At 45.0% G+C, this 19598-nt stretch carries 23 protein-coding genes; 13 read left to right on the top strand and 10 right to left on the bottom strand.

All coding sequences use genetic code 11. The features are described 5' to 3' along the window. Positions 1–78: 78 nt before the first annotated feature. The 6 genes from ibaG to mlaF are packed head-to-tail and all read right to left on the bottom strand — an operon-like array spanning position 79 to position 3368. On the bottom strand, positions 79–333 hold the full coding sequence (gene ibaG, locus RH88_RS04415) for a BolA family iron metabolism protein IbaG (protein ID WP_005593719.1): 255 nt from the start codon (positions 331–333) through the stop codon (positions 79–81). 9 nt (positions 334–342) lie between these two features. After that, on the bottom strand, positions 343–657 hold the full coding sequence (locus RH88_RS04410; protein WP_005593718.1) for an STAS domain-containing protein: 315 nt from the start codon (positions 655–657) through the stop codon (positions 343–345). Next, on the bottom strand, positions 654–1292 hold the full coding sequence (locus RH88_RS04405) for an MlaC/ttg2D family ABC transporter substrate-binding protein (protein ID WP_005593717.1): 639 nt from the start codon (positions 1290–1292) through the stop codon (positions 654–656). Before RH88_RS04405 ends, RH88_RS04410 begins: the two co-directional genes overlap by 4 nt. After that, positions 1292–1780, bottom strand: a complete 489-nt coding sequence (mlaD, locus tag RH88_RS04400) for an outer membrane lipid asymmetry maintenance protein MlaD (RefSeq protein ID WP_005593715.1) — start codon at positions 1778–1780, stop codon at positions 1292–1294. The genes RH88_RS04405 and mlaD overlap by 1 nt, the downstream gene beginning before the upstream one ends. A gap of 2 nt (positions 1781–1782) precedes the next feature. Further along, positions 1783–2574, bottom strand: a complete 792-nt coding sequence (gene mlaE / locus RH88_RS04395) for a lipid asymmetry maintenance ABC transporter permease subunit MlaE (protein ID WP_005593714.1) — start codon at positions 2572–2574, stop codon at positions 1783–1785. Further along, positions 2571–3368: a phospholipid ABC transporter ATP-binding protein MlaF gene (mlaF, locus tag RH88_RS04390; RefSeq protein WP_005593712.1), complete on the bottom strand. Its 798-nt coding sequence runs from the start codon at positions 3366–3368 to the stop codon at positions 2571–2573. Before mlaF ends, mlaE begins: the two co-directional genes overlap by 4 nt. A 235-nt stretch (positions 3369–3603) precedes the next feature. Here mlaF and RH88_RS04385 point away from each other — a divergent pair, with 235 nt between their 5' ends. The 12 genes from RH88_RS04385 (at position 3604) to mgtE (ending at position 12790) form a co-directional block, all read left to right on the top strand. Next, the gene (locus RH88_RS04385; protein ID WP_005593710.1) at positions 3604–4569 is read left to right on the top strand and encodes a calcium/sodium antiporter; all 966 of its coding nucleotides are present in this window, start codon (positions 3604–3606) and stop codon (positions 4567–4569) included. Between the two features lie 19 nt (positions 4570–4588). After that, positions 4589–5554 carry an arabinose-5-phosphate isomerase KdsD gene (kdsD, locus tag RH88_RS04380; RefSeq protein ID WP_005593708.1) on the top strand — a complete coding sequence of 322 codons (966 nt, stop codon included), beginning with the start codon at positions 4589–4591 and terminating at the stop codon, positions 5552–5554. After that, a complete protein-coding gene (gene kdsC / locus RH88_RS04375; RefSeq protein ID WP_005593707.1) occupies positions 5554–6111 on the top strand; it encodes a 3-deoxy-manno-octulosonate-8-phosphatase KdsC in 558 nt (185 codons plus the stop codon). Before kdsD ends, kdsC begins: the two co-directional genes overlap by 1 nt. Further along, on the top strand, positions 6108–6671 hold the full coding sequence (gene lptC, locus RH88_RS04370) for an LPS export ABC transporter periplasmic protein LptC (RefSeq protein WP_005593706.1): 564 nt from the start codon (positions 6108–6110) through the stop codon (positions 6669–6671). The genes kdsC and lptC overlap by 4 nt, the downstream gene beginning before the upstream one ends. Beyond that, positions 6652–7149 carry a lipopolysaccharide transport periplasmic protein LptA gene (gene lptA, locus RH88_RS04365; protein WP_005593705.1) on the top strand — a complete coding sequence of 166 codons (498 nt, stop codon included), beginning with the start codon at positions 6652–6654 and terminating at the stop codon, positions 7147–7149. The genes lptC and lptA overlap by 20 nt, the downstream gene beginning before the upstream one ends. A gap of 2 nt (positions 7150–7151) precedes the next feature. Beyond that, on the top strand, positions 7152–7877 hold the full coding sequence (lptB, locus tag RH88_RS04360; RefSeq protein WP_005593704.1) for an LPS export ABC transporter ATP-binding protein: 726 nt from the start codon (positions 7152–7154) through the stop codon (positions 7875–7877). Positions 7878–7920: 43 nt separating this feature from the next. Further along, positions 7921–9381, top strand: coding sequence for an RNA polymerase factor sigma-54 (locus tag RH88_RS04355; protein ID WP_005593703.1), 1461 nt, complete (start codon positions 7921–7923; stop codon positions 9379–9381). A gap of 24 nt (positions 9382–9405) precedes the next feature. Next, positions 9406–9693 (top strand): ribosome hibernation promoting factor, encoded by a 288-nt coding sequence (gene hpf, locus RH88_RS04350; RefSeq protein WP_005593702.1) that lies wholly within the window; start codon positions 9406–9408, stop codon positions 9691–9693. A gap of 2 nt (positions 9694–9695) precedes the next feature. Next, a complete protein-coding gene (ptsN, locus tag RH88_RS04345) occupies positions 9696–10142 on the top strand; it encodes a PTS IIA-like nitrogen regulatory protein PtsN (protein WP_005593700.1) in 447 nt (148 codons plus the stop codon). Positions 10143–10150: 8 nt separating this feature from the next. Next, a complete protein-coding gene (gene rapZ, locus RH88_RS04340; RefSeq protein WP_005593699.1) occupies positions 10151–11014 on the top strand; it encodes an RNase adapter RapZ in 864 nt (287 codons plus the stop codon). A 3-nt stretch (positions 11015–11017) separates the two neighbouring features. After that, on the top strand, positions 11018–11296 hold the full coding sequence (locus RH88_RS04335) for an HPr family phosphocarrier protein (protein WP_005593697.1): 279 nt from the start codon (positions 11018–11020) through the stop codon (positions 11294–11296). Positions 11297–11434: 138 nt separating this feature from the next. Then, positions 11435–12790, top strand: coding sequence for a magnesium transporter (mgtE, locus tag RH88_RS04330; protein WP_005593695.1), 1356 nt, complete (start codon positions 11435–11437; stop codon positions 12788–12790). 82 nt (positions 12791–12872) lie between these two features. Here mgtE and metH read toward each other — a convergent pair whose 3' ends face one another. After that, positions 12873–16550 carry a methionine synthase gene (metH, locus tag RH88_RS04325; protein ID WP_005593694.1) on the bottom strand — a complete coding sequence of 1226 codons (3678 nt, stop codon included), beginning with the start codon at positions 16548–16550 and terminating at the stop codon, positions 12873–12875. A 169-nt stretch (positions 16551–16719) separates the two neighbouring features. On the opposite strand from metH, the gene RH88_RS04320 reads away from it, so the two are divergent. Continuing rightward, complete coding sequence (locus tag RH88_RS04320) at positions 16720–18003, top strand: cation:proton antiporter (RefSeq protein ID WP_005593692.1); 1284 nt, start codon at positions 16720–16722, stop codon at positions 18001–18003. Between the two features lie 115 nt (positions 18004–18118). Here the strand turns inward: RH88_RS04320 and RH88_RS04315 are convergent, their stop codons facing one another. The 3 genes from RH88_RS04315 to RH88_RS23790 all read right to left on the bottom strand — a co-directional run. Next, positions 18119–18817 (bottom strand): DedA family protein, encoded by a 699-nt coding sequence (locus tag RH88_RS04315; protein ID WP_005593690.1) that lies wholly within the window; start codon positions 18815–18817, stop codon positions 18119–18121. Between the two features lie 30 nt (positions 18818–18847). Beyond that, positions 18848–19255, bottom strand: coding sequence for a hypothetical protein (locus RH88_RS04310; RefSeq protein WP_241212159.1), 408 nt, complete (start codon positions 19253–19255; stop codon positions 18848–18850). 161 nt (positions 19256–19416) lie between these two features. Continuing rightward, positions 19417–19598: hypothetical protein (locus RH88_RS23790; RefSeq protein WP_005593688.1), on the bottom strand; the 182-nt coding region annotated here is incomplete at its 5' end.

Here is a 19598-nt window from a genome sequence, read left to right as displayed (position 1 = left end):
CTTCGCACCAGAGATAGTGACTTCACCAACGAGGGGCTTGTTAGAACCTGTTACTCTAAATTTTTCCATTACTAAACCTTACAGTGACATCAACTTTTTATCACGAGCCCATTCAGCCGGCGTGTATGCCTTGATGGAAAGCGCGTGGATGTCATTTCTTTGGATATATTCCATGAGGGGCGCATAAATGGTTTGTTGTTTCTTAACGCGGTTCATTCCCTCGAAACAAGCATCAACAGCGATCACTTCGTAGTGGCTACCCTCGCCCTTCACGTGTAGTTCTTCTAGGTTTAGTGCTTCGTTTAAAATCTGTTGTACTTTTGCGCTATCCACAATTTACCTCTAATTAATCTTTATGTGCTCAGCAATGTATTTTTCAACATTACTCAGTGCCAGCAAAGTGCTGAGTTGCTTTGGCACGAAGCTGAGCATTATATGACAGTTTCGTTTTTTTGCATGCTCTAATAGGTGGATGAGCATCACCATTCCAGCGGAATCCACTCGTTCAAGCTGAGAAAGATTCAGCTCTAGCGTCGTTTGTTGTGGTTGCCATGCTTTCAACAGCTTCCACAGCGCGGGAACGGTGTCACGATTCAATAAACCTGTAAGCTTAGCCGTATTATCATCAATACGCTGATATTGCTCGTGGGCTATCATTTTTGTGCCTCAAAACGGATCGGTTGTGCCGCAAGCGTATCGAGCTCTTGCGCCACGGCTAAAATCCCTTCTTGACGCAGTTTTCCACTCCACTCTGATTGCTTACTGGACAACAAACTAATGCCTTCAGCAATCATATCAAACACTTTCCATTCACCCGTTTTTTTGTCTTTACGCAGCTTGAATTCCAATTGGATATTCGGCCGTGGCGCATCAACAATATCGACCTTTACGCTAGTAATGGTCTTACTTGGATCAATCTTCAACTCAGGGCCAAACTCGATCTCCTGATCGGTGTATTGGGTTAGAACCTGAGCGTAAGACGCAATTAAGTAAGAACGGAAAGCAATGATGAACTCATTAACGTCTGCACGTTTAGCCCCTTTTAAGTTTGAACCAAGTAGTTTCAATGCCGCATACTTATAGTTCACGTACGGCATCAACTCTTCTTCAACAATCACTTTTAAGTGATTAGGGTCTTGTTTGATGAGGCCTTGCTCTGCTTTTAAACGCTCAAATGCCATGCTGCCGACTTGTTCCATCATTGAGTATGGCTGGGTTTTATCAATTTCTGCACTGACTGCGTAAAATGGCAATATCAAGGCACAAACCGTTAATAAGAATTTTTTCAACATTATTTCTCTCCAGAATCAGAGCCGCCACCAACGCTATACAGCACTTGGCCAATAAGATCTTCTAGCACCAAAGCCGATTTGGTGTCTTCAATAAAGTCACCATCCACCAGCATCTGTTCATCATCGAACACAAAGCCTGGCGTCAGGCCGATATACTGCTCACCAATCAAGCCTGAAGTGAGAATTTGCACACTCGAAGTTTCAGGGAACTGATCGTACTGGCTATTCACCGCCATACCAACCACAGGCAAAAGTGATTCAGGGTTCAATGTGATAGACGTAACACGCCCCACGACCACACCGCCCACTTTCACCGGTGAGCGAACTTTTAGGCTACCAATGTTATCGAACTCAGCATTTAAGCTATAAGTATCATTCGAACCAATACCTTTTACGTCAGCGACTTGAAAAATCATAATCAAGACTGCGCAAATTCCCGCTAAGATGAAGCTACCCACCCATAATTCTGTTTTACGTGTCTGTTGCATGTTTAGTTCCCGAACATCAATGCGGTCAGTACGAAGTCTAGTCCAAGTACTGCCAAAGAAGAGTGTACTACCGTGCGAGTGGTTGCACGGCTGATGCCTTCCGAAGTCGGAATCGCATCGTATCCATTAAATAAAGCTATCCAAGTCACGGTAATGGCAAAAACAAAGCTTTTGATAAAGCTATTGCCAATATCTTGACCTAATTCAACTGACGATTGCATCGCCGACCAGAAGCTACCGTGATCGATGCCTTTCCAATCCACACCCACCAGCTGACCACCCCAAATACCCACCGCCATAAAAATCATCGTGAGTAAGGGCATAGAAATAACACCAGCCCAGAAACGTGGTGCAATCACGCGCTTCAAAGGATCAACGGCCATCATTTCCATCGAAGAGAGCTGCTCAGTGGCTTTCATTAAGCCAATCTCTGCGGTCAATGCCGAGCCCGCCCGACCTGCAAATAGCAGTGCAGTAACGACAGGACCTAGCTCACGCAATAGCGATAGCGCAACCATTTGACCTAGTGCACCTTCAGCTCCGAAATCAATCAGAATGACATAACCTTGAAGGCTCAATACCATGCCAATAAACAGACCAGATAAAATGATGATCAGCAAAGATTGAACGCCAACGCTATACAATTGCTTAATTAACAACGGTGCGTTTTTGATAGGACGAGGTCTGGCTGCTAGTGCGCCAAATAGCATCAAGCTAGCACGACCAACAGACGCACTAAATTTCATACCTCGTCGACCTAGAGAGGCAATAAAATTAAGAACACGAGTTATCATTGAAATAGATCCTCACCTATTGGTTTAGCCGGATATCGAAACGGCACAGGGCCGTCGGCATCACCCACTAGGAATTGTTGAACTTGCGGATCCGGATTGGCTCGCAGCTCCTCAGGAGTACCACTGGCAATCACTTGACCATTGGCAAGAATGTAGACCCAATCGGCAATACTCATCACTTCAGGCACATCATGAGAAACCACAATCGCAGTAATCGCCAAAGCTTGATTAAGGTTACGAATCAGCTCCACCAACACACCCATGGTAATCGGATCTTGGCCAACAAAGGGTTCGTCGAACATGATAAGTTCAGGGTCTAAAGCAATAGAGCGCGCAAGAGCCGCACGACGTGCCATACCACCAGAAAGCTCACTTGGCATGAGCTCAGCGGCGCCACGCAACCCCACGGCTTCTAGTTTTAGTAAAACTAAGGTGCGCAGCAACTCTTCATCAAGCTGAGTGTGCTCACGCAATGGGAAGGCAACGTTATCGAAAACGTTTAGATCGGTGAAGAGTGCGCCCGATTGAAAAAGCATACTCATGCGTTTTCTTTCTTGATAGAGCTTACGGCGACTCAATGTAGGGATATTCAGACCATCAAATAAAACCTCTCCACTATCAGGAGAAATCTGTCCGCCTATCAGGCGTAACAAGGTCGTTTTTCCGATCCCTGAGGGTCCCATAATGGCCGTCACTTTGCCCTTGGGAACATGTAGGTTTACGTTGTCAAAAATCTTCCTATTTCCACGTGAAAAAGTGAGATTATTGACTGTAACCAAATCAGTTGATGACATTCGGTACTCGTCGTCAGAATCCTTTATATGATGCGCAATCATAAGCAGATTAATCTCGAATTTAAAGCACTGTTCAATTAAATGTGAAGTACTTAAATTCCCGTCTTATATTCAAGCCACATATGGAATTACAAAATGGGCGGTAAATAATTGCATGTTCAGCTTCCATTTTACCCCCCAACGCGTCAAAATTGACGGTTAAATTATTCAGTTTGTAGATAAGTTAGGATATATCATGATCGAAGCGGTAGCGTTTCTTATTATTGGTCTCATTTTTCTGGTATGGAGTGCCGACAAACTGGTTTATGGCTCTGCAGCCCTAGCGCGTAACTTCGGTATTTCACCGCTGGTGATTGGTATGACGATCCTAGCCATGGGCTCTTCAGCTCCTGAAATGATGGTGTCCGCAACGGCAGCGCTGGATGGAAAAACCGACACCGCGGTCGGTAACGTGATTGGTTCCAACATCGCAAACATCGCACTAATTCTTGGTATCACCGCCATGATTAAGCCACTCTCGATTAGTTCACCGGTATTACGTCGTGAACTGCCACTGATGATCGGGGTCACCCTGATTGCGGGTGCAATCTTGTGGGATAACCATCTTGGCTTCTACGAAGGTGTGCTGCTGCTAGGTCTATTCGTTATCTTTATTCTTGCTATGTTGCGCATTAGTCGTAAAGAGCAACCAAACGGTGATGTGCTACTTGAAGAACAAGAGCAAGACGTTCCTGAAGGCGTAGACAACAAAATTGCCTTAATGTGGGTTGTTATCGGTTTAATTATTTTGCCTATCGCAGCTGACACTCTGGTCGATAGCTCTGTTGTCATTGCAAAATATTTTGGCATGAGCGATCTAGTGATCGGTCTAACGATTATCGCGGTAGGTACAAGCTTACCTGAATTAGCCGCTTCGGTAGCTGGCGTGATGAAAGGCGAAGATGACATGGCCGTTGGTAATATCATCGGCTCAAATGTATTTAACATCCTTGCGGTAATGGGTATTCCCGGCATTCTTAATCCTTCAATTCTAAGCGAGCTCGTCATGGGTCGCGATTTTTGGGTCATGTTGGCGGTATCACTACTGTTGGTTGTGATGGCGCTAGGAAAATCGCGCAGCATCAATCGTTTTGAAGGCGCATTCCTTGTGGTCGTATTTATTGCGTACCAGAGCTACCTTGTTATCAATATGAACGCGTAATTGTTCGCTGGAGATTGTGATGTTTGATTATCGCGCTGCCGCATTAGAAGTGCTTAATATTGAAATTGAAGCATTAAAGCAGCTAGACCAATATTTCAACGACAGTTTTGCTCAAGCTTGTGAGACGATCTTAGCCAATAAAAATGGCAAAGTAGTGATCATGGGAATGGGTAAATCTGGACATATTGGCAATAAGATTGCCGCCTCTCTGGCGAGTACGGGTACTTCAGCGTTTTTTGTTCACCCAGGAGAAGCTGCACACGGCGATCTTGGTATGATTGAACCCGGAGATATCGTTCTGGCGATTTCAAATTCGGGCGAATCAGGCGAAATATTGTCACTATTCCCTGTGCTAAAACGCCTTAAAATCACCATTATCAGCATGACGGGTAAACCGACCTCTAACATGGCAAAGCTGGCAGATATCCATCTCCAAATTACCGTGCCGAAAGAAGCGTGCCCACTCGGCTTAGCTCCGACCTCCAGCACCACTGCAACGTTAGTGATGGGGGATGCCCTTGCGGTTTCTTTATTACAAGCTCGTGGCTTTACTGCTGAAGATTTCGCATTGTCGCACCCTGGTGGGGCACTTGGCCGCAAGCTGTTACTAAAATTATCAGACATCATGCACACTGGTGATGAACTACCCTTAGTTTCACCACAAACCTTAGTGCGTGATGCATTACTTGAAATAACACAAAAAGGCCTCGGCATGACGGCGGTTGTTGACCAAGATAAACAACTGCTCGGTATTTTTACCGATGGTGACCTACGCCGAATTTTAGATAAACGCATTGATATTCATAGCGCTCTTATCAGCGAAGTGATGACCAAAAACCCGACCGTTGCCAACCCAAACATGTTGGCGGCAGAAGGTGTAAACTTGATGCAAGAGAAAAGCATTAATGGATTACTGCTTTGTGAAAACAACACCGTGGTTGGTGCATTGAATATGCACGACCTACTCAAAGCAGGGGTCATGTAATGACTGAAAAAGTCAGCACCTTATATGGTGAAGTTGACGCTGATATTTTAGCGATTGCCAAACACATTAAGCTCTTGATCTGTGATGTCGACGGAGTCTTCTCTGACGGCCTTATCTACATGGGTAACCAAGGGGAAGAACTAAAAACTTTCCACACCCGTGATGGATACGGCGTAAAATCATTAATGAACGCAGGCATTGAAATTGCCATCATTACTGGACGTCAGTCTCAGATCGTCGAAAATCGCATGAAAGCGCTGGGCATTAAACTGATCTATCAAGGCCAAGACGATAAGGTGAAGGCTTACCACGATATTTGCCAACAGTTAGGGATTGCTCCCGAGCAAACCGGCTATATTGGTGATGATCTGATTGATTGGCCAGTCATGGAAAAAGTCGCACTAAAAGTGTGTGTGGCTGATGGTCATCCTTTGCTTGCTCAGCGTGCGAACTACGTCACAACCATTAAAGGTGGCCACGGCGCAGTGCGTGAAGTTTGCGATCTGATCCTTCAGGCTCGTGACGAACTAGACGTACACAAAGGTTTAAGTATATGAGTTTGTCTCGTATCGGTTATTTACTGCTGGTCGTCATCATTGCCATTTCTGGCTATTACTTGATGACCAACAAAGCCAGTTACGATATTCAGGTCGAACCGAATGTAGAGCTACCACTCTTTACCGGCCATGACCTAACCAACACCTCATACAATGAACAAGGTGTTCGTAGTTACGTGATCATCTCCACTAAATTGGACAATTATGCCAGCAGTGGTGATACCGTGTTTGATAAGCCAATATTGAAAGTTTATCTCAATGGCGATATTCAAGAATGGGAGATTACCGCAGAGCATGGCGTATTAACCAAAGATCATGTGCTTACACTACAAAGCAATGTATTAGGTAAAAATTTACTACCTGACTCCGGATTTGACACATTATCAACTGACATAATGCATATTCAGTTGGATAATCGTGATTTTTGGGCGGATAACCAAGTTACCCTAATTGGCCCTCAATTTGAGACGGTAGGTCAAGCGATGAAAGGCAATTTCGCTGACAACACCGCGATACTTTACAATCATGTACAAGGCAGATATGAAACTCTCACACCTTAGTTTAATCGCCTGTTTGTTCGCAGCAACACAGGCCATGGCATTGTCGACTGACCGCGATCAGCCTGTATACATTGATTCAGACAGTCAACACCTTGATATGCAAAGCAACCAAGTCACCTTCCTTGGTGATGTAAAGCTTAAGCAAGGCAGCATCAATATCAATGCTGACAAGATTATCGTCACACGTAATAAAACGGATGGCTCAATCAACAAGATTGATGGCTATGGCAATCTAGCCACCTTTTCTCAGCTCACTGACGATGGCAAAACCTTATACGGTGAAGCAAAAGAGCTGCATTACGAAGTGAGTAACGACCAACTCACGATGATTGATGACGCAATGTTGGCACAAGATGACAGCGAAATTCGCGGTAATCATATTCGTTACCATATTTCATCACAAAAGTTAGTTGCTGACGGTAAGCAAAAGGGCGATCGAGTGTCGACCGTACTTCAGCCTCAAGCAGTACAAGAATAATTATGGCGATTTTAAAAGCAGAACACCTAGCGAAAAGCTATAAGAATCGAAAAGTGGTTTCTGACGTCAGCTTACAAGTTGAATCAGGCCAGATTGTGGGATTACTAGGCCCTAACGGTGCCGGTAAAACAACTTCGTTTTACATGATCGTCGGCTTAGTTGCTCGTGATGAAGGTGTTATCAGTATTGATGGACAAGACATAAGTATCTTACCGATGCACAGCCGCTCACGCATGGGGATTGGCTACCTACCACAGGAAGCCTCTATCTTCCGTAAATTGTCGGTACAAGACAACATTATGGCAGTTTTAGAAACCCGCGAAGAGCTAACCCGCGAAGAGCGCCAAGATAAGCTGGAAGATTTATTAGAAGAATTCCACATTCAGCACATTCGTGAGAGTGCGGGTATGGCACTATCAGGGGGCGAGCGTCGACGTGTAGAAATTGCACGCGCACTGGCCGCTAACCCACAGTTTATTCTGTTGGATGAACCTTTCGCTGGTGTCGACCCTATCTCGGTAATCGATATCAAGAAAATCATTGTCCATCTTCGTGATCGAGGCCTTGGGGTTTTGATTACAGACCACAACGTTCGTGAAACGCTTGATGTATGTGAAAAAGCCTACATTGTAAGCCAAGGACATCTCATTGCAGAAGGGACACCAGAAGACGTGCTTAACAACGAGCAAGTGAAACAAGTTTATCTTGGTGAACAATTCCGACTATGATTATTAAAAAGTCTGTAGAACTTTAAAAGGCATGTATTACTGAATGAAACCCTCATTACAACTCAAGCTAGGACAACAGTTGGCGATGACGCCACAGTTACAGCAGGCCATTCGCTTGTTGCAGCTGTCTACATTAGATCTTCAACAAGAGATTCAAGAAGCCTTGGACTCCAACCCACTGCTCGAAGTGGAGGAAGGCAATGAAGAACTGACCACCAGCGAAGAGAAAAACCGTAATGAGGAAAAAGAATCCAGTGCGGAAGCTTCCGAAAGTGAGCAGCAAGATAGCTCAGAGCTGATTGAAAAATCAGAGATCAGTTCTGAACTTGAAATAGACACTACATGGGATGATGTCTATAGCGCAAATACCGGCAGTACTGGTATCGCCGTCGATGACGATGCACCGATTTATCAAGGTGAAACCACCGAATCTCTTTACGACTACCTAATCTGGCAACTCGATTTAACCCCATTTAGTGAACTTGATAGAACCATTGCACTTGCACTGATTGATGCCATTGATGATTACGGTTATCTAACCGTACCGCTTTCCGAAATTCTGGAAAACTTTGATCATGAAGAAGTTGAACCAGAGGAAATTGAAGCCGTTCGTAAACGAATTCAGCAATTTGACCCACTCGGTGTCGCCTCTATCAACTTACAAGACTGCCTACTACTCCAGCTAGCGACTTACCCAGAAGACACGCCTTGGTTAAATGAAGCTAAACTGGTGTTGACCGATCATATTGATCAACTTGGTAATCGAGATTATAAGTTGATCATCAAAGAGACTAAGCTTAAAGAAACGGATCTACGTGATGTACTCAAGCTGATCCAACAATTGGATCCGCGTCCGGGTAGTCGCATATCGAGTGAGCAAGCCGAATACGTGATCCCTGATGTATCCGTATTTAAAGAGCATGGAAAATGGATGGTGACCAGCAACCCTGATGCCATTCCACGTTTAAAAGTCAATCAACAGTACGCCGCACTCGGCAAAGGCAGCAGCCCAGATAGCCAGTACATTCGTTCTAATTTGCAAGAAGCAAAATGGCTAATCAAAAGCTTAGAAAGCCGAAACGAGACGCTGCTCAAAGTTGCCAAGTGTATTGTTGAACATCAAAGAAATTTCTTCGAGTATGGCGAAGAGGCGATGAAACCAATGGTACTCAATGACGTCGCTCTCTCCGTGGATATGCATGAATCAACCATCTCTCGTGTTACGACACAGAAGTATATGCACACGCCACGCGGTATATTTGAATTGAAGTACTTCTTCTCCAGTCACGTCAGTACAGACAATGGTGGGGAATGCTCTTCAACTGCAATTCGTGCTTTAATTAAAAAGCTCGTCGCTGCAGAAAACAGCGCTAAGCCTCTTAGCGATAGCAAAATTGCAGCTCTACTCGCTGACCAAGGGATTCAGGTCGCTAGACGAACAATAGCTAAATACCGAGAGTCCTTGGGCATCGCCCCTTCAAGTCAGCGTAAACGCCTACTTTAAGGCAACAACCGAGAAGGAAAGCCTATGCAAATCAATATTACTGGCCACCACGTTGATCTTACCGACTCAATGCAAGACTACGTAAACGAAAAATTTCAAAAGCTGGAGCGTTTTTTCGACCACATCAACAGTGTTCAAGTGGTTTTAAAAGTTGAAAAACTTCAGCAAATCGCAGAAGCTACCCTTCATATTAATCAAGGCGAAATACATGCGTCAGCTGATGACGAAAGCATGTATGCCGCAATCGACTCGCTAACCGATAAACTGGTTAGACAGCTCAATAAGCACAAAGAAAAACTACATAATCATTAACTATGCAACTTAGCGAAATTCTAACCTTGGACTGCACCAAAAGTGCAGTCCAATGCACCAGCAAAAAACGCGCTCTTGAGATGATCAGTGAAATCGTCGCAGAGCATACCGGACAAAACTCAACCGAACTTTTTGAATGCATGCTCAGCCGTGAAAAGATGGGCAGTACTGGCATTGGAAATGGAATAGCCATTCCCCATGCTCGTATGCAGTCAAGCGACCAAGCTGTTGCCGTCCTTTTACAATGCGAAAGCCCAATAGAATTCGACGCGATTGATAACCGTCCCGTTGACCTCCTATTTGCTTTACTTGTGCCTGATGCACAATGCAAAGAACACCTCAAAACCCTCTCATGTATGGCTGAACGTCTTAACGACAAGCTGATCCTCAAGCAGCTTCGCAAAGCGCAGTCGGATCAAGAGCTGTATGACATTATGATCAACAGGTAGTCGTTGTTATGCGTTTAATTGTAGTCAGTGGCCAATCAGGGGCAGGTAAAAGCGTAGCGCTGCGTGTGCTTGAAGATTTAGGTTACTATTGTGTTGATAACCTTCCTGTTAACCTATTGAATGTATTCGTACAATCCATTCAAGGCAGCAAGCAAAATGTCGCGGTCAGTATCGATATTCGTAACCTGCCCGAAGAACCAACCTTGGTTAACGATGTACTACAAAAGCTAAAACAAGAAACCGACGTGAGCGTGCTGTTTCTTGATGCCAATAAAGACACTTTACTTAAGCGATACAGCGAAACTCGCCGTATCCACCCCCTCTCATTGGCACATGAAAGCACCTCGCTTGAGCAAGCGATTGAGAAAGAAAAAAGCATTCTTTCACCACTCAAAGAACACGCTGATCTCATCATTGATAGCAGCAATCAATCGCTGCATGAATTGAGTGAGAATGTTCGCCGTCGAGTAGAAGGACGTGAACGCAAAGATTTGGTGATGGTATTCCAATCATTTGGTTTCAAATATGGCCTACCCAGTGATGCTGATTATGTCTTCGATGTGCGTTTTCTTCCCAATCCACATTGGGAACCCGATTTACGCCCACTCACTGGGCTAGATGCACCAATTAAATCCTATTTGGAAAGCCATCAAGAAGTGATTGAATTAAAACTCCAAGTACAGAAATTCATAGAACACTGGCTGCCAATGTTAGAAAAAAATAATCGTAGCTATCTGACGGTGGCGATTGGCTGTACTGGCGGTAAGCACCGCTCAGTCTACCTCACCCAACAAATTGGCGAGTACTTCGCTGAACTGGGACATCAGGTGCAAATTCGCCACACCTCACTTGAGAAAAACCGACAGGATTAACGTATGCCGCAAGAGAGTAAAACCGTCCTAATTGAGAATCGACTTGGGCTACATGCTCGTGCGGCAGTTAAACTGGTTGAACTCGCACAATCATTTAATGCCATTTTGACCATTCAAAACCATGATGGAAAAGTTGCCACTGCCGACAGTGTTATGGGCTTATTGATGCTCGAATCAGCACAAGGCGAGCATGTCACCATTCACGCTGAAGGGAATGATGCAAGCGAGGCATTAATCGCGGTTTGCCAGTTAATTGAGCATAAATTTGACGAAGATGAGTAACCCTTCACCTACACTGATTACATCTACGGCTCACTTATCAACAGATAATTAGATTTTCTTAACACTAACTTATTAAACAAGCCGTTAAATTAAGTTACTATTCAACGCATTGTAACCATATAGAGTCAGGGGGAATCGATGGCCGAGCAAATAGAGTTTGATCAAGCTCACCAAGCCCTCCAAGAAGTCACAGATGCTCTAGAAAATGGCCGTTTCGTCCACGTCCGCCGTCAGCTGCAGGACATGGAACCGGAAGATATCGCTCATCTCTTAGAAGCCTCTCCGCGTAAAAGCCGTGAAGTTCTTTGGCAACTAACCGATCCAGAAGATTATGGCGAAATCCTCGATGAATTAAGCGAGGATGTAAAAGACGATCTCGTGTCTAGAATGGCACCAGAGATGTTGGCTGAAGCAACCGAAGGCATGGACACCGATGATGTCGCTTACGTCCTCCGAAGCCTGCCTGACGATGTTTCACGTGAAGTACTTTCGCAGATGGATGTGGAAGATCGTCAACGTGTTGAAACTGCCCTATCGTATTCAGAGGATACCGCAGGTAGTTTAATGAATACCGACGTCATTACCATTCGTGGTGATGTCGATATTGACGTTGTGCTCCGCTACTTACGTATGCGTGGTGAACTACCTGAAGCGACCGATGCGTTGTACGTCATTGATGAAGAGAATCGCCTAATTGGTGAGCTCTCATTAACGGCCATTCTTACCACCCAACCCGATGTCAAAGTTGCGGATGTGATGGAAGATGCGGACGATGCAATCGAAGTGACGATGAAGGACTCCGATGTCGCGAGCCTATTCGAACGTCGTAACTGGGTTTCTGCTCCTGTCATTGATGAGAACCAACTACTCGTAGGTCGTATCACCATCGATGACGTGGTTGACGTTATTCGTGAAGATGCCGAGCACTCAATGATGAGTATGGCAGGTCTAGACGATGATGAAGATACCTTTGCCCCGGTGGTAAAATCGGCGCGCAAGCGTAGTGTGTGGCTCGGTGCGAATGTACTTGCAGCCCTTGCTGCAGCCTCAGTTTCCAACATGTTTGAAGCCACTTTAGATCAAATGGCGGCCATTGCAGTCTTGATGACTATCGTACCTTCGATGGGTGGGGTTGCGGGTAATCAAACCGTTGCTCTGGTCATTCGTGGCTTAGCATTAGGCCACATCGGTGATTCAAACAAACGTGAATTGTTAATCAAAGAAGCCGCGATCGGTTTTCTCAATGGCATCATGTGGGCGTTAATCATTGGTGGTATTGTGGTTGCTTGGAAAGGCAATTGGATACTTGGTGGTATTATTTCAGCAGCGATGATGACCAACTTATTGGTCGCAGGTATCGCGGGGGTAACCATCCCTATTATGCTGAAGAAAATGAATATCGACCCAGCGTTAGCGGGTGGTATGGCGCTAACAACCGTTACGGATGTAATTGGCCTATCGGTTTTCTTGGGCTTGGCGACGATTTTTATTTAACTCGTTCACAGCAAAATCCCAATAAAAAAGCACAGCTTCAAGCTGTGCTTTTTTGTCTCTATAGCGGCTGAGCAAAGGCGCATTAATTCATGTTTGGCCCGAGCCATTTTTCCGCTTCCAACATATCCCAACCTTTTCGGTCAGCATAGCTTTCCGCCTGATCTTGCTGAATTTGTGCAATGGCAAAGTAACGAGAATCAGGATGCGAGAAGTACCAACCCGAAACCGCCGCGCCCGGCCACATCGCATAGCTACTGGTCAGAGACATCTCTATACTCTCTTCAACATTTAGCAACTCCCACAACGCTCCTTTTTCGGTATGCTCTGGACAAGCAGGGTAGCCAGGTGCAGGGCGAATGCCTTGATACTTTTCTCGAATCAAATCATCATTAGAGAGCACTTCATCACTTGCATAACCCCAGATTTCCTTACGTACTTTCTCATGCAAATACTCAGCAAATGCTTCAGCTAAACGGTCCGCAACCGCCTGAATCATAATGGCGTTGTAGTCATCACCAGCAGCTTTATATTGATCGGCCAACTCTCTTTCACCGATACCTCCGGTAACCGCGAACGCACCAATCCAATCAAGTTTACCGCTCTCTTTCGGCGCGATGTAATCTGACAGACAGTAGTTAAACCCTTTCGGTTTCTCGGTTTGCTGGCGCAGGTTATACAGCACTTTGGCCACTTCTGTACGTGATTCATCGGTATACACTTCAATGTCGTCACCAACACTTGCTGCTGGTAACAATGCACACATACCACGCGCTTCCAGTAACTTTTCACGCTCAACGCGATCAAGCAACTCATTGGCATCTTTGAATAGTCGCTTAGCTTCCTCGCCTACTTCTTTATGTTCTAAGATTGCTGGATACTTACCCACCAACGACCAAGTCATAAAGAATGGCGTCCAATCGATATATTGGCGCAAAGTAGCAATATCAAAATCTTTAAATATATGCACACCCGGTTTAGCTGGAGCTGGCGGCGTGTAGCTAGCCCAGTCAATCGCGACCTTATTCGCTCGCGCCCTTTCAAGTGTCACTGGGCGAGTACGTGGCTTCTTACGACGGTGCTGGTCCCTCACCACTTCATAATCCGCATCCAACTTCTCAACAAAAGCAGGATAAAGTTCTTTGGACAACAGCGAGGTACACACCCCTACCGCTCGTGATGCATTATTCACGTACACAACTGGCTTGTGGTAATTCTGCTCAATCTTCACCGCCGTATGCGCTTTAGAAGTCGTTGCACCACCAATTAACAATGGTAGTTCAAAGCCTTGTCGTTCCATCTCTTTAGCTACATGCACCATCTCATCAAGTGAAGGGGTGATCAGGCCAGATAAACCGATGATATCGACATTCTCTTCTTGCGCGATTTTGAGGATCTTTTCACATGGCACCATGACGCCAAGATCGATAATTTCATAGTTATTACATTGCAAAACAACACCGACAATGTTTTTGCCAATGTCATGAACATCCCCCTTCACTGTAGCTAGAAGAATCTTACCGTTGGTCGAGCCCACCTCTTTAGAGGCATTGATGAACGGTTCTAAGTGAGCAACCGCTTGCTTCATGACGCGCGCAGATTTGACGACTTGAGGTAGGAACATTTTTCCCTCACCAAACAAGTCACCCACCACGTTCATGCCATCCATCAATGGCCCTTCAATGACCTCGATAGGACGAGAAGCATTAACACGCGCTTCTTCCGTGTCTTCAACAATAAATTCGGTGATACCTTTCACCAGTGAGTGCTCTAGTCTCTTTTCAACCGGCCACGTTCGCCACTCTAACGACGACGCGTCTTCCACCTTGCCCACGGCTTTATCAAGATACTCTTGGGCGATGTCCAGCAGGCGTTCAGTCGAATCATCACGGCGGTTAAGTACGACATCTTCCACTGCTTCACGCAGGGTTTCTGGTACATTGTCGTAGATCTCAAGCTGACCCGCGTTAACGATTCCCATATCCATACCATTCTTAAAACAGTGATAGAGGAAAACCGCATGAATCGCTTCACGTACATAGTTGTTGCCACGGAAAGAGAACGAAACGTTCGACACACCACCAGAAATCATCGCATGCGGTAAGTCACGTTTAATATCTGCCACCGCTTCGATAAAATCGACTGCGTAGTTATTGTGCTCTTCAATGCCCGTCGCAACAGCAAAAATGTTCGGGTCGAAGATGATGTCTTCTGGCGGGAAACCTACTTCATCAACCAAGATGCGGTAGGCGTTGGTACAAATCTCAAGTTTGCGCTCACGAGTCTCAGCTTGGCCGACTTCATCAAATGCCATGACAATAATCGCCGCGCCATAGCGACGAACAAGCTTAGCCTGTGCAACGAACTTTTCTTTGCCTTCTTTCAGCGAAATCGAGTTAACGATGCCTTTGCCTTGAATGCACTTTAAGCCCGCTTCAATGACTTCCCACTTAGAGGAGTCAACCATGATGGGCACTTTGGAAATTTCCGGCTCCGATGCACACAGGTTCAAAAAGCGTACCATACAGGCTTCGGCATCAATCATGCCCTCATCCATATTGATATCAATGATCTGTGCGCCGTTTTCAACTTGCTGACGCGCAACATCGAGCGCTTCTTCGTACAACTCTTCCTTGATTAAGCGTTTAAAGCGAGCAGAGCCGGTCACGTTAGTTCGCTCACCCACATTTAAGAACAAGGTATCTTTCTCGATCGTTAAAGGCTCTAAACCTGATAAACGACACGCAACTGGCAAATCCGGTAATGCTCTTGGCGTCACACCTTCTACGGCTAGTGCCATTTGGCGAATATGTTCAGGTGTTGTGCCACAACAACCACCAATCAAGTTTAAGAATCCGCTCTGCGCCCACTCAGTCACATGCTCAGCCATATCCTCTGGTGATAAATCATACTCACCAAACGCATTAGGCAGACCAGCATTTGGGTGGACTGAAACAAAGGTTTCCGAGATACGCGATAGCTCAACCACATAAGGACGCAACTCATCAGGGCCTAACGCACAGTTCAGACCAAACGAAATAGGTTTAACATGACGAAGAGAGTTATAAAACGCTTCTGTCGTTTGCCCAGAGAGGGTACGCCCAGAAGCATCGGTGATCGTACCGGAGATCATCACTGGCAGTGAATACCCTAGCTCTTCAAACACCGTTTCTACCGCAAACGCACACGCTTTGGCATTCAGAGTATCGAAGATCGTTTCAAGTAAAATGAGATCCGCACCACCTCGAATCAGCGCATGAGTCGACTCTGAATAAGCTTCGACCAGCTCATCAAAACTCACATTGCGATAACCAGGATCGTTAACATCGGGAGAGATCGAACAGGTTCGGTTAGTTGGGCCTAACACACCGGCGACATACCTTGGTTTATCTGGTGTCTTAGCCGTCCATTCATCCGCGGCCTCACGAGCAAGTTTAGCCGCAGCGAAGTTAATCTCTGCACTCAGGCTTTCCATGTCGTAATCGGCCATGGCAATAGTGGTCGCATTAAAAGTATTGGTTTCGAGAATATCCGCACCAGCTTCCAGATAGTCGAGATGAATATCTTTAATCAATTTCGGCTGTGATAACACCAACAGATCATTGTTCCCTTTGAGGTCACAATGCCAATCCGCGAATCGCTCTCCACGGTATTCTTGTTCTTCTAATTTGTAATCTTGAATCATGGTGCCCATGCCACCATCAATCAATAAGATACGTCGCTTTAGTTGCGCCTCGATCTGTTGTCTTATTTTGCTTCCCACAGTACAGCCTCATTCCTTTGTGTATGACACCATCCTATCACACAATTCAAAGGAGTCTAGACGTCTAAAATAGTTAATCCCTAACAGCACCATGACGAAATAATATTTGCCATTTGCTCATCTTAGGCACAGAATTCTTATTCACAATTTGTTACACAAGAGTCCAAATATGTCCGTCTACTACACTCTTTGTTTTTTATCTGCTGCCGCGATGCTTATTGCTTTTATCAATAGCAAAATCGGCAAGATGCAAACAACCATCGCGATCACCGCGGGATCAATGATGCTTTCATTACTCATCTTGATTGCAGGCCAAAATGACTGGTTTCAATTGACGGAAATTGCGACTCACACCATGTCGAGTATTAACTTTGAAGATTTCTTGCTTAAAGGCATTTTAGGTTTTCTACTGTTTGCCGGTGGTCTTGGGATTAAATTACCAAACCTGAAAGATCAGAAATGGGAAATAACCGTATTAGCTTTAGGTGCTACGCTGTTCTCTACCTTCTTTATTGGTTACGCTCTATTTGGTTTTTGCCAACTTATCGGCATCAAATTTGACCTCGTTTACTGCCTGCTGTTCGGTGCACTTATTTCTCCAACCGATCCCATCGCCGTTCTTGCTATTGTAAAAAAACTCAATGCACCAAAACGCATCTCAACTCAAATTGAGGGAGAATCGTTATTTAATGACGGCTTTGGTTTAGTCATTTTTGTGACCATATATACCATCGCATTTGGCAATGAAGCACCAACGCTAAGCAGCGTCTCTATGCTATTTGTTCAAGAAGCGATTGGCGGCATTGCTTATGGCCTACTACTAGGCTTAGTGTTCCACTATCTGATCTGTGCAACGGACGACCACTCAATGGAGTTGCTATTAACCATCGGTATACCAACCGCAGGTTATGCATTGGCTGACATTCTTCACGTATCCGGCCCTCTGGCGATGGTGGTCTCAGGTATTATGATTGGCAACTGGACGCGCTATATTGGCTTTTCAAAAGAGAGTGAAGATCATCTCGACCATTTCTGGGAATTGGTCGATGAGTTCTTTAATGGCGTACTGTTCTTACTTATCGGTATGTCGATGCTGCTATTCAAATTCCACCAAGAAGACTTCATTCTAATGGCGTTTGCCATTCCATTGGTCTTAACAGGTCGCTTCCTCAGCGTATTTTGCTCTTATATAGGCTTTAAACGTTATCGAACCTATAATCCTTGGTCTATCCCTATCTTAACCTGGGGCGGCTTACGTGGCGGCTTAGCGCTCGCCATGGCACTATCGATTCCTGCAGGCATTTGGGTTATCCCAGAAAAACAAATCGATGTAAGAGAAATTATTCTGGTCATGACATACGCCGTCGTTGTTTTCTCGATTTTGATTCAAGGGTCGACCATTACCCCAATGATTGAAAGAGCGAAAAAAGCAGAAGTAAAAATAGAATCATAAATCATATAAAAAATAAAAAAGGCAGCCTCGGCTGCCTTTTTTATTGTAATCGTATTGCTCACACTAATCTTTAGGTAGCTTTTAGATCATCGTAACCCAAAAGCCCTAATATGGCTTAACGCTCAACTTTTTCAACAATCGGTTTCACCTTGCTGGCTTGTTGCTCATTCAAAGCACGACGGACACGCATTGTGATAAAGCCCAATAACGCGGTAACAAAAGTGATCACTGGGGCCGCCATTAAAGCCATCGTCACTAACTTGCTAATGTTTTCAGGCAACAATGGTAACAGCATACCGAAAGAGCAAAGTAACAAGGTCCATAAAATAGCGCTTAACCATGAAAAGTAGTGGAATTTGTTCACTTTATTAGCTCGCATACCCATCATCAACGGCAGCAGAGAGCGCACCACTGGCACAAAGCGCGCACAGAACAAAGCGACTAATCCATGCTTACCCAAAAGCATATCAACTTGCTGTAAACGCTTTTGCGGAACTGCATTTACCCAACCTTGAACTTTAGGCAGACGATTGAGTAGACGTCCTTGTACATAGGCAGCCCAACTTCCCGTTGCCGCGCAAGTCCCGATAATAATCAACACCAGAAATGGATCTAATACGCCAACAGCCGCTAACGTACCAGATAACACCACTACGCTATCGCAAGGAAATGGTGCCGCGGGAATAAAACCACTTTCTAAGAAGATCAGTGCTCCCACCACAAAATACACCATGGCAGCACTGCCAGGCGTCATTAACGTCGCAAAGTCTTGATGCCATAGCGCCATCAAGACCGAAATAATTGAATCCAACATTTTTTTACCTCATAAACAGAACAGATTTTATTAACCAATCTGCAAATGATTTCGGCTATGTATAAAGCGATAAATTAAATTAGATTCATAGTGTTGTTTAACTCGATAACCCATTGCACCAATGGGTTCTTCAACAAGCAGTGACAATGCACGAAACGCCAATGCACTGAGTGTGTCGTTGGTCAACAAGCAGTAACTTAGCTGATTTTGCCGTTCGGCAGGTTTGTTTATATAACGGCTCAGTAAATAGTAATGGAAGTCTTTATAATTAAGGATCGCTAATTGACGAGAGATTTGATGCTCAGAAGGCAGGCGAAGTTGATAAGCTTCGGCGATAAATTCAGGATCACGAGGCAATACCTGTTCATCCGTCGCATTGGCAAGCAACAGAACTAAACAAGCCGCAGAGAAAAACCCTCTTACTCGCAAACACTCCACTCCAGATCAATTTTCACAGCGACATTGCTGCAAAACTATAAACTCTATGTGGGTTTTAGCCCCACTTGCCAATAAGTTCAATAGTGATTATCTATCGTAACCATCACTGCAAAACAAAAGGGAAATAAAGGTGATGAACTGACCTAAAAAGCACAGATATTCTAAGAAGTTGCACCTATCCCTATCGGTACGATTAGCAGACTTAGCGGTATAAAGTATTTGAAAGTTAGAGCGAGAAGCGAGAAGCGAGAAGCGAGAAGCGAGAAGCGAGAAGCGAGAAGCGAGAAGCGAGAAGCGAGAATATTGTAGCCGCCAAGCTCTATAATAAAAGGGATAATACCAA

Origin of the sequence: Vibrio scophthalmi LMG 19158 (assembly GCF_000222585.1) — a bacterium.
Lineage (GTDB): Bacteria > Pseudomonadota > Gammaproteobacteria > Enterobacterales > Vibrionaceae > Vibrio > Vibrio scophthalmi.
The sequence above is the reverse complement of the archived record's forward strand: the minus strand, read 5'-3'. Positions and strand labels throughout refer to the sequence as shown.